The following is a 14,798-nucleotide window of genomic DNA, read 5'->3' on the forward strand; positions in this document are numbered from 1 at the left end:
CGGTCAACGTTACTTTAGTTCAATCCATGCTTTGCGCTGTTGCTTATCCATGTATGACCAAGCTACAAAGCGGCTCACTTTCTGCCCTTGACTCATTTCAACCACACGAATGGCCTTCACACCCAATTTTTCAAGCTGCTTGCGCATCGGGCGAACGTTGTCTTTTTTGGATATAAGTGTCGTAAACCACAAGACCTGTGCGGCAAAAGCTTGGCTTTCATTCGCCATTTTTCGGATAAACGCCGCTTCTCCGCCTTCACACCACAATTCAGCGTTTTGACCGCCAAAATTCAACGCAGGCTTACTTGTCTTTACTTGTGCGGTTTGAGGTTTTAGCCCTTTCTTACGCTGGTTTGCTTTTAGATTATCGATTTTACGCTGGCTGCCCATAGCGGCATCTTCCGCCGAACGGTGGAATGGCGGATTACATGTCGTCACATCATAACGATCATTCGGTTGAATGATACCTCGATAAATATTGGCATCATTGTGTTGCTGTATTAGTGCAATTTTTCCCGTCAAAACACGATTGTGCTCTACGATCGTTTGAGCCGATTGGATGGATTTTGGATCGACATCGCTGCCCGTATAGTGCCAACCGTATTTTGTTACACCAACAATCGGATAAATACAGTTTGCTCCCACGCCAATGTCCAACGCTTTCACTTTTTGGTGCGTGTACTGACCTTTTACTTCACCATCAAGTAGCTCTGCCACTCGGTGAATGTAATCAGCGCGGCCCGGAATCGGTGGGCAAAGGTAGGTGTCGGGAATGTCCCAGAACTTGATACCATAATACGCAGCAAGCAATGCTTTATTGAGCATTTTAACAGCGTTAGGATCAGAGAAGTTTATGGAGTCTTCCCCTTTCGGATTTTTGATAACGAATGGCTTTAACTGTGGTTCACTTTCCACGAGTTTTTTAAAATCGTAACGACCTCGATGAACATTACGCTCATGCAAACCATTCTTCGCTATTTTTATGAACTCGACTTCGCTCTTTCCTGCAGGCTGCGGAGATTTGCGCGCAACTTTGTCTTTAACACGCTTCGGCTTGGCTTTATTCGCGTCTGTATTCTGAGCCGCCTTTGAAGCCTTTGGCTTTGCTTGCTTCGCGTTGTGATTATTGTTCTTCATTCAAATTCGCTTTTAAATCGAGGTAAATCATAAACAAACGAGCATCAAATTCGAGTTGGTGATACTCAGGCTCCATGTAGCAACATAGCTGATAGAACGCCTTGTCGTGGTTTTTCTCACGAGTATGCGCCAACTCATGTACCACCAGCATTCTTAATAGTGGCTCGGGCGCATCCTTAAATACATTGGCAATGCGAATCTCGTTTTTCGACTTCAGCTTACCGCCATGGTTTCTACTGATAACACTGTGCAAACCAAGCGCATTGTTTACCGCATGAATTTTCTTATCGTAGACAACTTTACTGATTGGCGCGGCTTTCTTCATGTAGCAGTTTTTGATTGCCATGGCGTACTCATAGAGCGCCCTTTCGCTTTTGATTTGGTGCCTATCGGGATAACGCTTTTCGAACCAAGGAACAAACTTGCCACTCGTTATCAATGAGCTCACCTGCTCTACGATGTTTTGTGGGTAGCCTTGAATGTATCGAAGTGACGGATGCATAGAGTTAACGTCTGTTATGACAAAATAAAGGCGCTCAATATACCTGAGATAAAGGACAGTTTCACCTTAGCTTTCGCCTTTCATTTATGGTGAAAGGCCGTTAAACTTCGCCTCCCAATGATAATGGAGAGAAACTCAATGAAACGTGTCGTCCTTTACGTCAAAGACAAATGCCCTCACTGCAAAGATGCTCAACGTTATCTGGATTCGAAAAATATTAACTATCGTTTGTGCAATGCTAAGATGCAACGCGGTCGCAAAGAACTTGATGCGCTTGGTGCTCGTTCAGTGCCAGTTTTAAAAATTGGTGATCGGGTAATGATTGGCTGGAACCCAAAGAACTTCGAGAAGATGTACAAAGGCGACTAGTGCTCGGACGATGAATCTGCGCTGCGTTTAAACGTAGCGCTTGATAAAGTCGATAAACGTTCGATCTGCTATTGATAAATACCCCTGCTTGCGCCAAGCAAGTGCCAGATCCAGCGTAACTGGTGGTTCAAACGGTAAGCCAACAACGCCCGACTCATGTTGAGTCACCAATTCCAGTAACGCGGTAATCGCAAACTCTTGTTTTACAATACTCAAAATCAAAGGCAGTAAGTTGGTCTCGAATGATGACTTCATGGTAAACCCATGCTCCTCACTCACCTGATCCAAAAATTCGCGGTGAAAATAGCCATGCTGAAACATAACCAAATCGTGTTCAAAGAACTCATCAAAAGTAAGAGCGTGTCGCTGGGCTAACTCATGCTCAGGTGAAACAACTGCGACCATTTGGCTAGTAAACAAATGGTCAGTTTCTAGATCATCAGGCACATTATCACAACTGATCACACCAATATCGAGTTGACCATTGAGCAGCATACGACGAATCGATTGAGTTCCAGCTTCGACCAAGGTCAATTTTAACTCAGGGAATTGGCTTTTAAACGCCATCACAATTCGTGGAAAGAAATAACTGCCCATCATTGATGGCGTTCCGAGCCTTACTTCGCCTTTCGCTAAACCTTTCAACTCATCAATCGCGAGCTGCGCGTCGTGCAACTGTTGAATCACCCGCTTAGCATGTACAAATAACGTTTCGCCCTCTTTCGTTAAGCTGATTTTTTTATCATCACGGCGAAATAGGGTAACGCCCAAAGACTGCTCAAACTTTTTGATAGAAATGCTTAATGCGGGCTGGGCAATATGCAGGGCTTTCGCCGCATGGGTAATGTTTCCGTGTTCAGCGACCGCCAGAAAATGTTTAAGTTGTTTCGATTCCATTAGATCAAAAATATATGGTGTCCATATTTTTAATATATTTTTTTAATTTATAACGAACTGATAGATTGATCACAGTCTCTCCATTTGCTCACATTAGGCAGGATTCATGGTCAGTTTTGGCACACCGGAATACAAACGCATTACGCTCTCGCTAGCGCTTGGTTCCTTCTTGGTTTTTTCAAATTTATACCTACTACAGCCAATGCTGCCCACTTTTGCCCAAATTTTTACGATCTCAGAAACGCAAGTGAACTGGTTATTTGCGGCCTCAACACTCGCTCTCTCTTTTAGCCTCGTTCCAATGGCTGTGTTATCAGAATCAGTGGGACGAAAACCAGTCATGATGGCTGGTCTGTTTTCGATTCCTACCCTTTCCGCTTTGATGCTATTTGGTGACTCATTTCTGTTTTTGGTGGTATGTCGAGCACTGATCGGTGTCGCGCTCGCAGCTTTTGCTGCAGTCGCCGTGGCTTACATGGCAGAAGAGCTCGACAAGCACGCTTTCTCGATGGCAATTGGAACGTACATTGCGGCTAACTCATTAGGCGGTATTGCAGGGCGTATTAGCGGCGGCTTATTGGCGGACAATTTCAGTGTTGATGTCGCCATTGAAGTTATGATGGTGTTCACTCTTCTTGGTGTCATTGGCGTTCACTATTTATTGCCAACACAGCGCAACTTCACCCCGTCATCAAGCAGCTTGCGCCATCAAAATCGTGCGCTTATTGGTCATTTTAAAAACCAACGCGTGTGGTTCGCAATGCTGATAGGAGGACTCAACTTTGCTTTGTTCGTCAACCTTTACTCCGTCATGGGTTTCCGTCTGGTGAGTGAACCTCACAATGTGCCCGTCGGGTTGGCCTCACTGATCTTTATTTGTTACTTGGGAGGGACTTTCTCCTCTCGTTGCGCAGGCCACTGGAGTAAACGTTATTCATCAATCCTCGGTATGTTCTTAGGCGCGATAGTGAGCATGGCGGGGATGTGGATTGCGGCGGTTGAAAGCTTGACTGCAATGCTATTTGGGTTGTTGCTGATAAGTTTTGGTGCCTTCTTTACTCATACCCTCGCCTACGGTTGGGTCGGTCAGAACGCCACTCGCGCCAAAGCCACCGCGACAGCGCTCTACTTAGTACACTACTACGTAGGCGGTAGCTTAGGAGGATTCTTACTTCTTTATTGTTGGCAACATGGTGGTTGGTCGAGTGTTCTTATGGGAGGAAGCGCAGTCTACCTAGCGATGTTTGCTGCAATTGCGTATTTGAAACACATTGCCGAAAGAAAGCATACTGACCAAACACCTGACGCTGCGAGTTTAAAGAGTAGCTAAGGTACGCTCATTTGCGTAATACCTCTCTGGTTACTTGGATAACCAACTCTGCTATGCTTGCGCTACTTTAATAAAAACCAGAAAGTCGTATGTCAACGCGTTCAACACAAAACACAGATATCGAAGCGATCACTCAACAGGTCAACCAATGGCTCAACGATGTGGTAATCGGGCTCAACCTTTGTCCGTTTGCTGCCAAGCCGCAACGTAATAAACAAATCAAAATCTTTGTTAGTGAAGCGACTCAAGAAGAAACGCTTCTTGAAGATATTTTATTGCAACTGATTGAGCTGAGTAACACAGAGCCCGAACAACTTGAGACCACGTTGGTTGTGGTTCCCAACATGCTACAAGATTTCTGGGACTACAACTTTTGCATAGATTGGGTTGAAGGATTAATTAAGCAGCAAAACTGGGAAGGTATTTTCCAAGTAGCGACTTTCCATCCTGATTACTGTTTTGGTGGCGCAAGGCCTGAAGACGACGAAAACCTGACCAATCGTTCTCCTTACCCAATCTTCCATTTGATTCGCGAAGAGAGTATGGAAAAGGTACTAAAACACTATCCTGATCCTGAATCCATTCCCGATACGAACATCGCTCGTGTTTCCGCCCTTTCAGAGGAAGAACGTAAAAAGCTGTTCCCTTACCTATTTCGTTAAGCACCACTATTCCCCAAAGGCAGATTTATCACCAGTTAGATGCAATGCCCTTGGGGTTCAAAGTGCGGTTTGGTATCATTGCCGCTTCAATCGATTCAATGGAAATTAGAATGCAACTGTCAAAGCTAACCCAAGAGATTTTTGATCACTTATACCGTGATATCACCGAGTTCCGTAGTACGTTCGACTTACCAGTCGCAGACGCTGCAAGCCTTGATACGCAAGCAGACACACTACACACCTCTTTGGCGATCGAAGAGCTAACAGAGCTAGCAGAAGCAGATTGTAAAACTGAGCAAGCAGATGCCATCGTAGACAGCGTGTATGTATTAATGGGCCGTCTCGTTCATCTTGGCCACAGCAAAGTAGAAGACAACCTGGCGATCAGCTACTTAATCGATCTTCTATTAAACGTTGCAGTAAACCGTGGTATTGAATTTATTCCTTGCTGGGATGAAGTGCACTCAAGCAACATGAGCAAAGTATGCCGTAACGAGCAAGAGTACTCAGAAACAGAGGCATTCTACGCGGAACAAGGCATCAAGTTGATGGCGGTGCAGAAAGGTGAATACATCATCGCGAAATGCGCCGAAGATTTCGTATCGGAAGGTAAAACCATTCGCAAAGGCAAAGTACTCAAATCTGTTTACTACCGCCCAGCAGATCTAAAACCGTTAACTCAATAAGCGTTGAGTTTGGCTATCTCGATTAAAAAAACGACCTCAAGTAGGTCGTTTTTTATTGTCCCTAAATACTAATCAAAGATTAAATAAGGTTGCTCATCTACAATGACCTTTTTGACTTGAGTATTGAACACTTCCCCGAGAGCTTCTTCCGTTAGCACAGTATCGGCACTTCCTGATGAGTGCAGCACACCGTTGTTAAGCAGCAATACTTTATCTGCGTGCTTTAATGTGCGATTGAGATCGTGATTAGCAACCAATACTCCAATTCCCTGCGCCGCCATAGCGTTAATCAATTGATAGAGCAGACCCTCTTGCGCAATATCTAACGGTGCTGCTGGCTCATCCAAAATTAAAAACTGCGAAAAAGGATTAATGGTACGCCACACCTGCAAACATACACCTGCTAATCGGACACGCTGCCACTCACCACCGGATAATGTTTGAATACTGCGATGAAGCTTATCTTGCAGTTGTACCAGCTCCACCACCATATTGACAGCATCACGCACTTTGATATCCGCAATCTCAGCGCCACTAGGCAGAGATAGTGCTAGATACTGAAACACATCAACATTAAACGCTGGGCGCGATTGCTGACACAAATAACCTCGAACATGAGCTTGCTCTGACAACGGTAAAGTAAGCAAGTTTTTGTTGCCAACGTACACTTCACCACTCATACCGTCTCGGTGACTTAACGTACCAGAAATCGCAGCCAATAAAGTACTCTTACCGGAACCATTAGGCCCAACGATATGTACGATTTCGCCAGCTTTGCATTCAAAAGAAAGAGGCAATAATCGACTACCAACCGACATATGTTTAACGTGCATCATGACTCTTCACCAGCATCCAGATGAAAATAGGTGCGCCAATCGATGTTGTCATGACACCTAAAGGTAACTCTGCGGAGTCCAATAACAGTCTTGCGCCGATGTCAGCAAATACAAGCAACGCAGCACCAGATATTGCAGAAAGTGGCAATAAATAACGGTTTTCAGTACCAAAAGCCAAACGCAACAAGTGCGGCACCACCAAACCAACAAAACTGATGATGCCACCCAAAGCGACTGAGCTACCCACCAAAACAGAAATGGCGAGGATCAATTTCCAACGCATTTGATGCACATCGACACCCAATTGGGTCGCATGAATCTCACCCAGCATCAATTTATCAAGCGACTTGCCTTTACAACATAACCAGATAAGCACCGGTAACATCACCAAAGTAACGGTATGTTGATACCAACTTGCACCGCCAATACTGCCCATTAACCAATACATCAGTTGGCGTAAACTGAGATCATCACTAAAGTAAAATGCCCACGTCACAATCGCGCTCGATAAAATACCCAATGCGACCCCAACCAAAAGCAATCGAGCCGTCGTCAGGTGCATTGCCCTTGCTATCGCCACCAAAACAAACGTGAATACCATCGAGCCAGCAATCGCTGCCAACATAAAAACAATCGGGGTAGGAAGAACAGGTGACGCGAACATGATTAAGACCATTGCTAAGCTTGCGCCACCAGAGATACCAAGCACGCCAGGTTCAGCCAACACGTTCCCAAGCAACACTTGTAACGTCGCGCCAGATACCGCTAACGCAGCACCAATAATTGCCGCAGACACTAACCTCGGTAAACGCAAGTCCACCAATAACTTCTGTTCAAATGCAGATAAGGATTGAAAAGGAGAAAGGAAAATTTCTCCGACCATCAAGTGAATGGCAGAGAGTACAGCGAGCACGATCGACATAACCATCAGGTTACGTTGCCAGCGTCGTTCCTTGTTCAGGATAAGTTGTTGAAAATCCATAGCGGCCGATAAAAACAAACGAGGCTTAACCTTACAGTTAAGCCTCGGTAAATTGCAATTAACTTCTCAAAGCAATGTTGGATTAATCGTAAACCAACTCACCCTCTTCAAAACGGGTTTTCACTTCACAAACCATCAGAGCTGCACGTTGACCTATTGCGACGTGGCGGTTCGGGAAGACAATCGCTTCGTTTTCATTCTTCGCCATTAATGGTTTGTCGCCATCATGACCAAACACTTCGCCGTGAACAAATGAGGTGAAGTTTTCAACATTGTCGTCGAACATAAAGTCAAAGTCTTCGTTCAAACGAACGATTGTGCGACTTACGCGATACTTAATGCATGGTTTTGGTAAGTGTTCTGGCTTCGTTTCCGCAATCAAATTACGTAAAGACAAATCAAACGCGGTCAGTTTATCGAGGTCATTTTCACCGATACGAGCCACACGGCCAAGCTCCATTGTGAGAGCCTGCGCACCAAAGTTCTCGGCACTGTACCAGCTAAACGTGCTCGATGGTGAGTTTGACAGGAGCACTGCTTCAATGTGTGCACTGTCCAAGAAATCGATCAATGCTTTGCTGCGCACAGGATGACGAGTCTTAGGACTTACTGCAAACGTATAGTGCTTCGAGCCTCTAATCGCGCAGTGTAAATCAAGGTGCCAGCGTGTTGTCGGGTCGGTATCCTGATAAAAATCTCGAACAAGCAGCTTAAGCGTATCGGCGATAACAAGCTCTTTTGTCTGTTTGTGTTCTTTTTCGTCAAACAAACGGTTGAGGTTTTCTTCAAGGAATCGCGTGTGCGCCAGAGTGGACTCTGGGTGAGCGATAATGAACAGACAACGGGTATCGACCGTCTGGAACCCAGATTCTATGTCTTGAATAATGGAATCCACCAGCTCCATCGGTGCGGTTTCATCTCCGTGAACCCCACAAGAGATGATGATGTTCTTCGTATCCTGAGTATAATTCGCAGGGATTACTTCTAATACACCACGCTGATAGAGTTTAAGTTTTACACCGTTAGAAAGCACCTGCTCCGCTGGTGCAACATCAATATGAACATCTAACGTGTCAGTTAAAAACGATTGGCGAAAGAGAGACTTCGTCATGCGTTACTCCTTAATAGCACGGCGGATATGTTAATAAATTGTACAAAGGATTTTTGTTGCTACGATCTCACTTATGAGTAGAAATCACTATTTCCCTCGAAAATCCGATGCCTTTTCGCGCCAGGCACTCAAATCAAGCATTGAGGCGTTTAATTTTCAAACAATTACAAAGTGTTAGGGCTGTGAACTTTACCACAGCCCTGATTAAGATCATTATGATTTGATCAAATTTTTGTAGCTATAAAGCAGATTATGCATCAACACTGCGAAAAACTTAGCCGCGCTGTGCGAGCAAACGCTCAAACTCATCGACTTTTTCACGCACTAGCTCAACACTCTGCTGCCAAAACGTTGGCTGGGTTAAATCCATCGACAGGTGCTTTTCGACGACATCTTCCGCCATCATGCAGCCTGTATCGCGCAGCAAATTGATGTAATCGGTGTAAAACGCTTCGCCTTTGTTTTCTCGCTGTGCATAGATACCCTTGCTAAACAAGAAACCAAATAGGTATGGGTAGTTATAAAAGCTCACGCTATCAATAGAAAAGTGCAGCTTGCTTGCCCAGAAGTACGGATCCGGTTCGCTCATTACGTCGCCATACCATTCTTTCCAAGTTTCTGACATCAACTCACAGAATTCATCTGCGGTTAACTCTCCATCCTGGCGGCGTTCATAGAACGATTTTTCAAACTCGTAGCGAACCGGAATGTTGGTCATTAAAGCTAGCGCAGATGACAACTCTTCCCACAACATCTCGAGCTTTTCATCAACGCTCTCCGCTTTCGAAATCAAATGATCACGAACGATGTTTTCTGCAAAGATAGAGGCGGTTTCTGCTAACGTCATTGGGTAGTAAGTTTGGCAAAGTGGCAAATCACGAATAACCCAGTTATGGAACGCATGGCCAAGTTCATGTGCCAGAGTCATAAGGTCTGAACGGCTGCCACTCCAAGTCATAAACACAAGTGGTGTTCGCGTTGCTGGCAGTTTGGTGCAGTATGCGCCAAGACGCTTGTTAGCATTTGGCGCGGCATCAATCCAACCATTTTGTACCATCAAACGGACAAACTCCGACATCTCAGGGTTTACTGTTTCAAATGCTTCACAAATAACATCAATCGCTTCATCAAAATCGTAAACCTTCGCTTCACCGCTCAAAGCAGGCATAGCCGCCAGATGATTCCAAGGTTTCATCTCATCCAGACCATGTACTTGCGCCATCAATAAGCCTGCTTTCTGACCAATAGCTCGACTATCTTTGGCTACGGTCATCATCGCATTTAAAGTTTCAGCTTGGATTCGGCTACCATGCAAACTCGGCTCTAGGAAGTGAACTTCACGCTTCGTAGAACGCTTTTTGTTTTCAGTTAAGCGCCATCCTGCTAACGCATTCAAAATCGCAGCGAATGATTCTTGGTGCGTTTGCATTGCATCTTGTACGCCACGCCACGCGGCTTCTTGACGCTCGAATTCAGAACCATAAAGAATGCTTGCCGCTTGAGAAAACCCAAGCTCTTCACTATTACCATCTGTGTACTCAAGCTTCACTTTCAATGAGCCAGTCAGGTTATCGTATAGGTTACCCCAAGCCGATTTGCCATCCACACTCATCGCAGCCAGTAACTGTTCTTCTGCGTTGCTAAGACGAGTATCCGCCAACTTTCTAGAATTTAAGATAGAAAAAGCTTGCCCACTGATATCAGGATTCTCATGGTCTAACACGCGCAAGATAAACTCTTCGTCGGCATGAGTTAATGTCAAATCAAAGGGACTGAACGCTTGGGAAAGCTCCGAAAAGATGCGGGTCATTTTACCAAGTAACGATTTCGCTTCGGCGTTTGTTGCATCAACAGAAGCATAACAACTCGCAAAATTTGCAACTGTGCCCGCTAAACGACTCGCAGCTTCATTGGTCAAAATCGCATTTTGCATGATCTCTACGTTGCCACAATCTGCTGATTGTTTATTCAAAAGATCAATACATTGTTCTACAAGAGCAATATCGTCTTGAATTCGTGGGTCAGAAAGGTCGTTATAAACGATGGACAAATCCCAACTCGGCGTTGTCATTTCTATATTTCCTTTTTATGTAACTGAGTCAATTTTCGCTTCCTGCACCTAGCAGATGGGCTTCCACTGACATCTTCCGTGACTATGCCCGTAAGCAATATCGTTCTGGGCATTTTAATATTTATAAATTAACGAGTTAAAAGAGGTACGCCAATCGAACGCACCGAGGCGTAAATTTGCTCATCTATGGTAATTGTTATATGCGTGACAGAAGCGTTTCCTATCGACAACGTCGAATACCACTTTGGATTACGCCAATCTAACTCCAATACATGAGCAAGAATCATACGAATGACGCCACCATGCGTGACGATAAGGAGATTGTCATTGATATCGTTGATGATTTGAGACCAAACGCGACATATGCGCTCAGAAAATGTGCTTAAGCTCTCAGCATTCGGCAACGTATGTTGTGCTGGCGATTGCCAAAAAGCATCTAGCTTTTTCCACTGCTCAGTGAGCATATCAAAAGGCATACCATCAAAATCACCAAATGCCATCTCTTGTAAAGATTCATCCGTCATTACTGGTAATAATTGCTGTTCAGCAATGATGTTTGCCAGTTCTTGACAGCGTGAAAGCGGAGAAGAAACTATTCCACCCACACCTCGTCCACTCTCAGCCCAAGCCCGAGCAATACTCTCTTGATCAGCAGGCGTAACTTTTACATCTGTTTGGCCATGGAGTCCTGGTGGAGCGTCTACTTTTCCATGACGCACAAGATAGATATTGAGTGTTTTCATTTTGTTCCATCCTACTCTTTAAGAACCAACGGCAAACCAGCAGCAACAAAGGTAACGCGATGGCAAACACTGGCTAGTTTTTGATTCATCCGTCCTGCATTATCCACAAAATAACGACTAACCGCCCCCAAAGGTACAATGCCCATTCCAACCTCGTTAGAGACGAATATTAACGTCGCATCTGAGCCACGCACCATCTTTATAAGCTTTTCAATTTCTGCTTCTAGCTTCTCATTGGAACATTCATCACCTAACTCAAATATCCAATTGTTGAGCCACAAGGTTAAACAATCGACCAATACAACATCGGTGGTAGCGAAATTTGTCAGTAACTCAGATAAATGAAGGGGGCATTCATGCTCTTGCCACTCGCCCCCGCGTTGCTTTTGATGATGCGCTATTCGCTCTCGCATTTCTTGGTCAAATGGCAGCGCGGTTGCAACATAGTGTAATGATCGATGAGAAGCGACCGATAATTGCTTAGCTGTTTTTTCTGCCAAATGCGACTTCCCAGAGCGCGCGCCACCGAGTATCAATTGCTTCATGAGGAGTGATACAACCCAATCATAGTGAGATAAATAAGCAGTTCCGACAACTGTTGCGCTGCGCCAAGGCAATCCCCCGTAAAGCCGCCAATTCTCTTGGTTAACCAACGTTTGAACATCAAACGAAATACCACGAGAACAAGCGATATCAAGATCGCATACGTGATCCCAAGCACAAGCAATGTTACACCACCAGTAAACAACAAAATGGAGACTTCTAGAGAAGACTGGCGACTTGCTAGCGGTTTACTTTTCGACGTATCACTGTCACTGACATAAGGCATGTCATAAATAAGCGTCGCTGCTAGTGCTCGGCTTGCGGTGTAAGCGACGACAATGACCAACCAAAAGTGCGGCAAGTTAGCCAGTTCACTCCAAAAAACATACTTAGCCAATAACGCCATAATGAGAGTGGCGGCACCATAAGTGCCAATACGACTGTCTTTCATAATAGAGAGGCGTCGCTCTACGGTCATGCCACCACCAATGCCATCCGCCATATCGGTCAAGCCGTCTTCGTGAAATGCCCCGGTTAACAATAAGCTAAACACCATCGTTAATACTATGGCAACCGATTCTGGGAAGAGAATTGAGGTGAGCGAAAATACCAAAGCGCAAAGCGCTCCAAGCACGAGACCAACTAACGCGAAGTAACGGCCTGCCTGATTCATGCGTTCTTCACTGTAAGGCAACGCTTGGGGCACGGGTAAGCGGCTAAAAAAACTGGTAGCTAATAGAAATAACTCCCACTGGTATCTTAACGATGACGGCATGACGTTCTCAGAATTATCAGGGACTGACACTAAACTGTAACTCCTGCACTCTCGAAGCTCGCCATTTTGTTGTAAAACTGGGCGGCAGCTTTTAACAAGGGTAAGGCAAGAGCGGCTCCTGTTCCCTCCCCTAGCCGTAAACCAAGGTCGAGCAGAGGTTCTGCTTTAAGATGTTCCAATACAAATTTATGTCCATTTTCTTCAGAGCGATGGGCAAACAACATGTATTCACGCGTTTCTTCGTCTAACAACGTCGCAATATAAGCCGCTACCGATACGATAAACCCATCCACTAAAACTGGAGTTTTAAGCCGCTTGGCTTCTAAAAAAGCGCCCACCATTTGTACGATTTCAAAGCCCCCAACCTGTGCGAGAATCGCTTTGGTATCAAGACCTCGACATCGGTTTACCCCCTGTGCTACCAGTTTATATTTGCGGCTCAACTGCTGTTGATTGATTCCGGTGCCAACGCCAACACAATAATCAATATCTAATGAGCTCAGCGCCGATAACAGTGCTGAGGCCGAACTGGTATTACCGATGCCCATCTCGCCGAACATCAAGAGGTTTGAACCATGCAAAATGGTATGCTCAGCAATCTTCGCACCATACTCTAAACCTAACGCCACTTGTTCTGGGGACATCGCGGATTGTTTAGAAAAATTAGCCGTGCCGTTACCCAACCGTTGTTCAACCAAGTTGGGATGGGATTTAAATTCTGGAACCAGCACATCAATAGGAGCCAACATGCCGCAATCTATTACTTTGAGTTGAATGCCATTAATGTCGCAAAAACAGTTGATGGCTGCGCCGCCAGCGAGAAAGTTAGCCACCATTTGCTGAGTGACTTCGCTTGGCGCAATGCTCACACCCTCCTCTGCAACGCCGTGATCTCCAGCAAATACCAGCATGCTCGGTTTGCAGATAGCGATGGAATCAACTGGCTGAGGTTTATCCTGACTTTGAATAAGAGCTAACTGCAGTGCCACCTTTTCCAATAAGCCTAAAGAACCGACGGGTTTGGTTTTGTTATCTATGCGTGCTTGTATCTCCGCAGCAAAAGAGTCATCCATTTTTTACGTTCCTTTGATGTTGTCTGGGTGAGAGATGTTCTGTTGTTCAAGAGGTCTTGTTCAGCGACAGTTTTTGCGCGCCCCACTATTGTATACACTTGCATCCAATTGGGGCAGCGCTAATCAAGTTTATCTCAGGATAGTCTGCCGAGTTCGCAGAGCGTCTCACCTTTCTTGCACGAGATTATAAGTAACTCGTTGAAATCCGCTACAATAGCTTAGACTATGTTCCCATATAGGAGAAAAGATATGGATAACAACACCTGCGCAATCATCGCCGGTGCAACTGGCTTAGTAGGCTCAAAAGTCATTGCAAACCTCATAAATCAATCAGGTGTTGGAACATTATATTATCTTTCTCGCCGCCCACTCGATGGCGTCCTAGATGTGGACAACAAGCTTATTCCTCTCATTGATGCAGACCTTTCTATCCACCAATGGGATGAGAACCAACCAACACCAACCATCGGCTTTATCTGTTTAGGTACGACCCTTAAGCAAGCTGGTAGTAAGGATAATTTGCGTAGAGTAGATGTTGATCTGGTGTGCAAAGTCGCCCAACAGATGAAAACAATCGGAGTCAAACGCCTTGCGGTTGTTTCTAGCCTCGGTGCAAATAGTAAATCGCCATCCCATTACCTAGCTTGTAAAGGACAAATGGAACAACGAATCGAAGCTATGGATTTTGAGGAAATCGTATTTGTTCGACCAGGCCCGCTTGTTGGTCAACGTCAAAACCCAAGAATGGACGAGAAGTTAGTACAAACTCTGTTTAAGGTAATTCGCCCACTTATGCTTGGCAAACTGTCCAACTTTTTACCGATTCGAGCAGAAGATGTCGCCAAAGCGATGATTTATCAACTTTTCAGTTATCAAGAAGACTCGGTGGTTTACTTACAAAGGAAAGAAATGCGTGACTTACTGCATCACTACGAATAACCATTTTGTACAATTAATGTGCTAATTCACGCTCTCACGCGACTTAGATCTCGTTTTTATATTCATTTTAGATCTAGCTAATACCCGTTTGTCATTTTTAAAGTTATATCACGAGCGTTATCTTACGCTCCATAAATAAATC

At 44.9% G+C, this 14,798-nt stretch carries 16 protein-coding genes; 5 read left to right on the plus strand and 11 right to left on the minus strand.

Going from position 1 to position 14,798, the window contains the following annotated elements; translation table 11 throughout:
• Positions 1–9: 9 nt before the first annotated feature.
• Together rlmF and R7Z41_RS00290 are read right to left on the minus strand one after the other, a co-directional pair.
• Positions 10–1,137: a 23S rRNA (adenine(1618)-N(6))-methyltransferase RlmF gene (rlmF, locus tag R7Z41_RS00285; RefSeq protein WP_206969993.1), complete on the minus strand. Its 1,128-nt coding sequence runs from the start codon at positions 1,135–1,137 to the stop codon at positions 10–12.
• Positions 1,124–1,639: a M48 family metallopeptidase gene (locus R7Z41_RS00290; protein WP_054574069.1), complete on the minus strand. Its 516-nt coding sequence runs from the start codon at positions 1,637–1,639 to the stop codon at positions 1,124–1,126. The genes rlmF and R7Z41_RS00290 overlap by 14 nt, the downstream gene beginning before the upstream one ends.
• Before the next feature lie 138 nt (positions 1,640–1,777).
• On the opposite strand from R7Z41_RS00290, the gene R7Z41_RS00295 reads away from it, so the two are divergent.
• Positions 1,778–2,008 carry a glutaredoxin family protein gene (locus R7Z41_RS00295; protein ID WP_005377871.1) on the plus strand — a complete coding sequence of 77 codons (231 nt, stop codon included), beginning with the start codon at positions 1,778–1,780 and terminating at the stop codon, positions 2,006–2,008.
• Positions 2,009–2,035: 27 nt separating this feature from the next.
• Here R7Z41_RS00295 and R7Z41_RS00300 read toward each other — a convergent pair whose 3' ends face one another.
• Positions 2,036–2,905 carry a LysR family transcriptional regulator gene (locus tag R7Z41_RS00300; protein WP_005389786.1) on the minus strand — a complete coding sequence of 290 codons (870 nt, stop codon included), beginning with the start codon at positions 2,903–2,905 and terminating at the stop codon, positions 2,036–2,038.
• 106 nt (positions 2,906–3,011) lie between these two features.
• Between R7Z41_RS00300 and R7Z41_RS00305 the strand changes: the two genes are divergently transcribed.
• From R7Z41_RS00305 to R7Z41_RS00315, 3 genes are all read left to right on the plus strand, one after another.
• Positions 3,012–4,235, plus strand: coding sequence for an MFS transporter (locus R7Z41_RS00305; protein WP_047100700.1), 1,224 nt, complete (start codon positions 3,012–3,014; stop codon positions 4,233–4,235).
• Positions 4,236–4,324: 89 nt separating this feature from the next.
• On the plus strand, positions 4,325–4,897 hold the full coding sequence (locus R7Z41_RS00310) for a DUF1415 domain-containing protein (protein ID WP_206969989.1): 573 nt from the start codon (positions 4,325–4,327) through the stop codon (positions 4,895–4,897).
• Positions 4,898–5,007: 110 nt separating this feature from the next.
• Positions 5,008–5,583 carry a nucleoside triphosphate pyrophosphohydrolase family protein gene (locus R7Z41_RS00315; protein WP_005377875.1) on the plus strand — a complete coding sequence of 192 codons (576 nt, stop codon included), beginning with the start codon at positions 5,008–5,010 and terminating at the stop codon, positions 5,581–5,583.
• Between the two features lie 68 nt (positions 5,584–5,651).
• On the opposite strand, the gene btuD is transcribed toward R7Z41_RS00315, so the two are convergent.
• The 8 genes from btuD to cobT form a co-directional block, all read right to left on the minus strand.
• Positions 5,652–6,419 (minus strand): vitamin B12 ABC transporter ATP-binding protein BtuD, encoded by a 768-nt coding sequence (gene btuD / locus R7Z41_RS00320; RefSeq protein ID WP_017820884.1) that lies wholly within the window; start codon positions 6,417–6,419, stop codon positions 5,652–5,654.
• Positions 6,406–7,401 carry a vitamin B12 ABC transporter permease BtuC gene (gene btuC, locus R7Z41_RS00325; protein WP_042521936.1) on the minus strand — a complete coding sequence of 332 codons (996 nt, stop codon included), beginning with the start codon at positions 7,399–7,401 and terminating at the stop codon, positions 6,406–6,408. Before btuC ends, btuD begins: the two co-directional genes overlap by 14 nt.
• Positions 7,402–7,483: 82 nt before the next feature.
• Complete coding sequence (locus tag R7Z41_RS00330) at positions 7,484–8,512, minus strand: succinylglutamate desuccinylase (protein ID WP_005377878.1); 1,029 nt, start codon at positions 8,510–8,512, stop codon at positions 7,484–7,486.
• 274 nt (positions 8,513–8,786) lie between these two features.
• Entirely contained in the window at positions 8,787–10,583 is a 1,797-nt protein-coding gene (locus tag R7Z41_RS00335; RefSeq protein ID WP_206969981.1) for a M3 family oligoendopeptidase, read from the minus strand.
• Between the two features lie 128 nt (positions 10,584–10,711).
• The gene (gene cobC / locus R7Z41_RS00340) at positions 10,712–11,326 is read right to left on the minus strand and encodes an alpha-ribazole phosphatase (RefSeq protein ID WP_206969979.1); all 615 of its coding nucleotides are present in this window, start codon (positions 11,324–11,326) and stop codon (positions 10,712–10,714) included.
• 11 nt (positions 11,327–11,337) lie between these two features.
• Entirely contained in the window at positions 11,338–11,871 is a 534-nt protein-coding gene (gene cobU, locus R7Z41_RS00345; protein ID WP_171342706.1) for a bifunctional adenosylcobinamide kinase/adenosylcobinamide-phosphate guanylyltransferase, read from the minus strand.
• Entirely contained in the window at positions 11,868–12,644 is a 777-nt protein-coding gene (locus R7Z41_RS00350) for an adenosylcobinamide-GDP ribazoletransferase (protein ID WP_206970134.1), read from the minus strand. The genes cobU and R7Z41_RS00350 overlap by 4 nt, the downstream gene beginning before the upstream one ends.
• Positions 12,645–12,673: 29 nt before the next feature.
• Positions 12,674–13,717, minus strand: coding sequence for a nicotinate-nucleotide--dimethylbenzimidazole phosphoribosyltransferase (cobT, locus tag R7Z41_RS00355; RefSeq protein WP_085569560.1), 1,044 nt, complete (start codon positions 13,715–13,717; stop codon positions 12,674–12,676).
• Between the two features lie 249 nt (positions 13,718–13,966).
• Here cobT and R7Z41_RS00360 point away from each other — a divergent pair, with 249 nt between their 5' ends.
• Entirely contained in the window at positions 13,967–14,656 is a 690-nt protein-coding gene (locus R7Z41_RS00360; protein WP_053350419.1) for an NAD(P)H-binding protein, read from the plus strand.
• Positions 14,657–14,798 lie beyond the last annotated feature (142 nt).

This window comes from Vibrio sp. 1457 (assembly GCF_033340195.1).
In the GTDB taxonomy this organism is placed as follows: Bacteria; Pseudomonadota; Gammaproteobacteria; order Enterobacterales; family Vibrionaceae; genus Vibrio; species Vibrio alginolyticus.

Excerpts from the sequence above, each read along its gene's own strand:
- btuD (WP_017820884.1), bottom strand. The coding sequence starts at position 6,419 with ATGATGCACGTTAAACATATGTCGGTTGGTAGTCGATTATTGCCTCTT.
- R7Z41_RS00350 (WP_206970134.1), bottom strand. The coding sequence starts at position 12,644 with ATGCCGTCATCGTTAAGATACCAGTGGGAGTTATTTCTATTAGCTACC.
- cobU (WP_171342706.1), bottom strand. The coding sequence starts at position 11,871 with ATGAAGCAATTGATACTCGGTGGCGCGCGCTCTGGGAAGTCGCATTTG.
- R7Z41_RS00315 (WP_005377875.1), top strand. The coding sequence starts at position 5,008 with ATGCAACTGTCAAAGCTAACCCAAGAGATTTTTGATCACTTATACCGT.
- R7Z41_RS00310 (WP_206969989.1), top strand. The coding sequence starts at position 4,325 with ATGTCAACGCGTTCAACACAAAACACAGATATCGAAGCGATCACTCAA.
- rlmF (WP_206969993.1), bottom strand. The coding sequence starts at position 1,137 with ATGAAGAACAATAATCACAACGCGAAGCAAGCAAAGCCAAAGGCTTCA.
- R7Z41_RS00360 (WP_053350419.1), top strand. The coding sequence starts at position 13,967 with ATGGATAACAACACCTGCGCAATCATCGCCGGTGCAACTGGCTTAGTA.
- R7Z41_RS00330 (WP_005377878.1), bottom strand. The coding sequence starts at position 8,512 with ATGACGAAGTCTCTCTTTCGCCAATCGTTTTTAACTGACACGTTAGAT.
- R7Z41_RS00335 (WP_206969981.1), bottom strand. The coding sequence starts at position 10,583 with ATGACAACGCCGAGTTGGGATTTGTCCATCGTTTATAACGACCTTTCT.
- R7Z41_RS00300 (WP_005389786.1), bottom strand. The coding sequence starts at position 2,905 with ATGGAATCGAAACAACTTAAACATTTTCTGGCGGTCGCTGAACACGGA.
- cobT (WP_085569560.1), bottom strand. The coding sequence starts at position 13,717 with ATGGATGACTCTTTTGCTGCGGAGATACAAGCACGCATAGATAACAAA.
- R7Z41_RS00290 (WP_054574069.1), bottom strand. The coding sequence starts at position 1,639 with ATGCATCCGTCACTTCGATACATTCAAGGCTACCCACAAAACATCGTA.
- R7Z41_RS00295 (WP_005377871.1), top strand. The coding sequence starts at position 1,778 with ATGAAACGTGTCGTCCTTTACGTCAAAGACAAATGCCCTCACTGCAAA.
- R7Z41_RS00305 (WP_047100700.1), top strand. The coding sequence starts at position 3,012 with ATGGTCAGTTTTGGCACACCGGAATACAAACGCATTACGCTCTCGCTA.
- btuC (WP_042521936.1), bottom strand. The coding sequence starts at position 7,401 with ATGGATTTTCAACAACTTATCCTGAACAAGGAACGACGCTGGCAACGT.
- cobC (WP_206969979.1), bottom strand. The coding sequence starts at position 11,326 with ATGAAAACACTCAATATCTATCTTGTGCGTCATGGAAAAGTAGACGCT.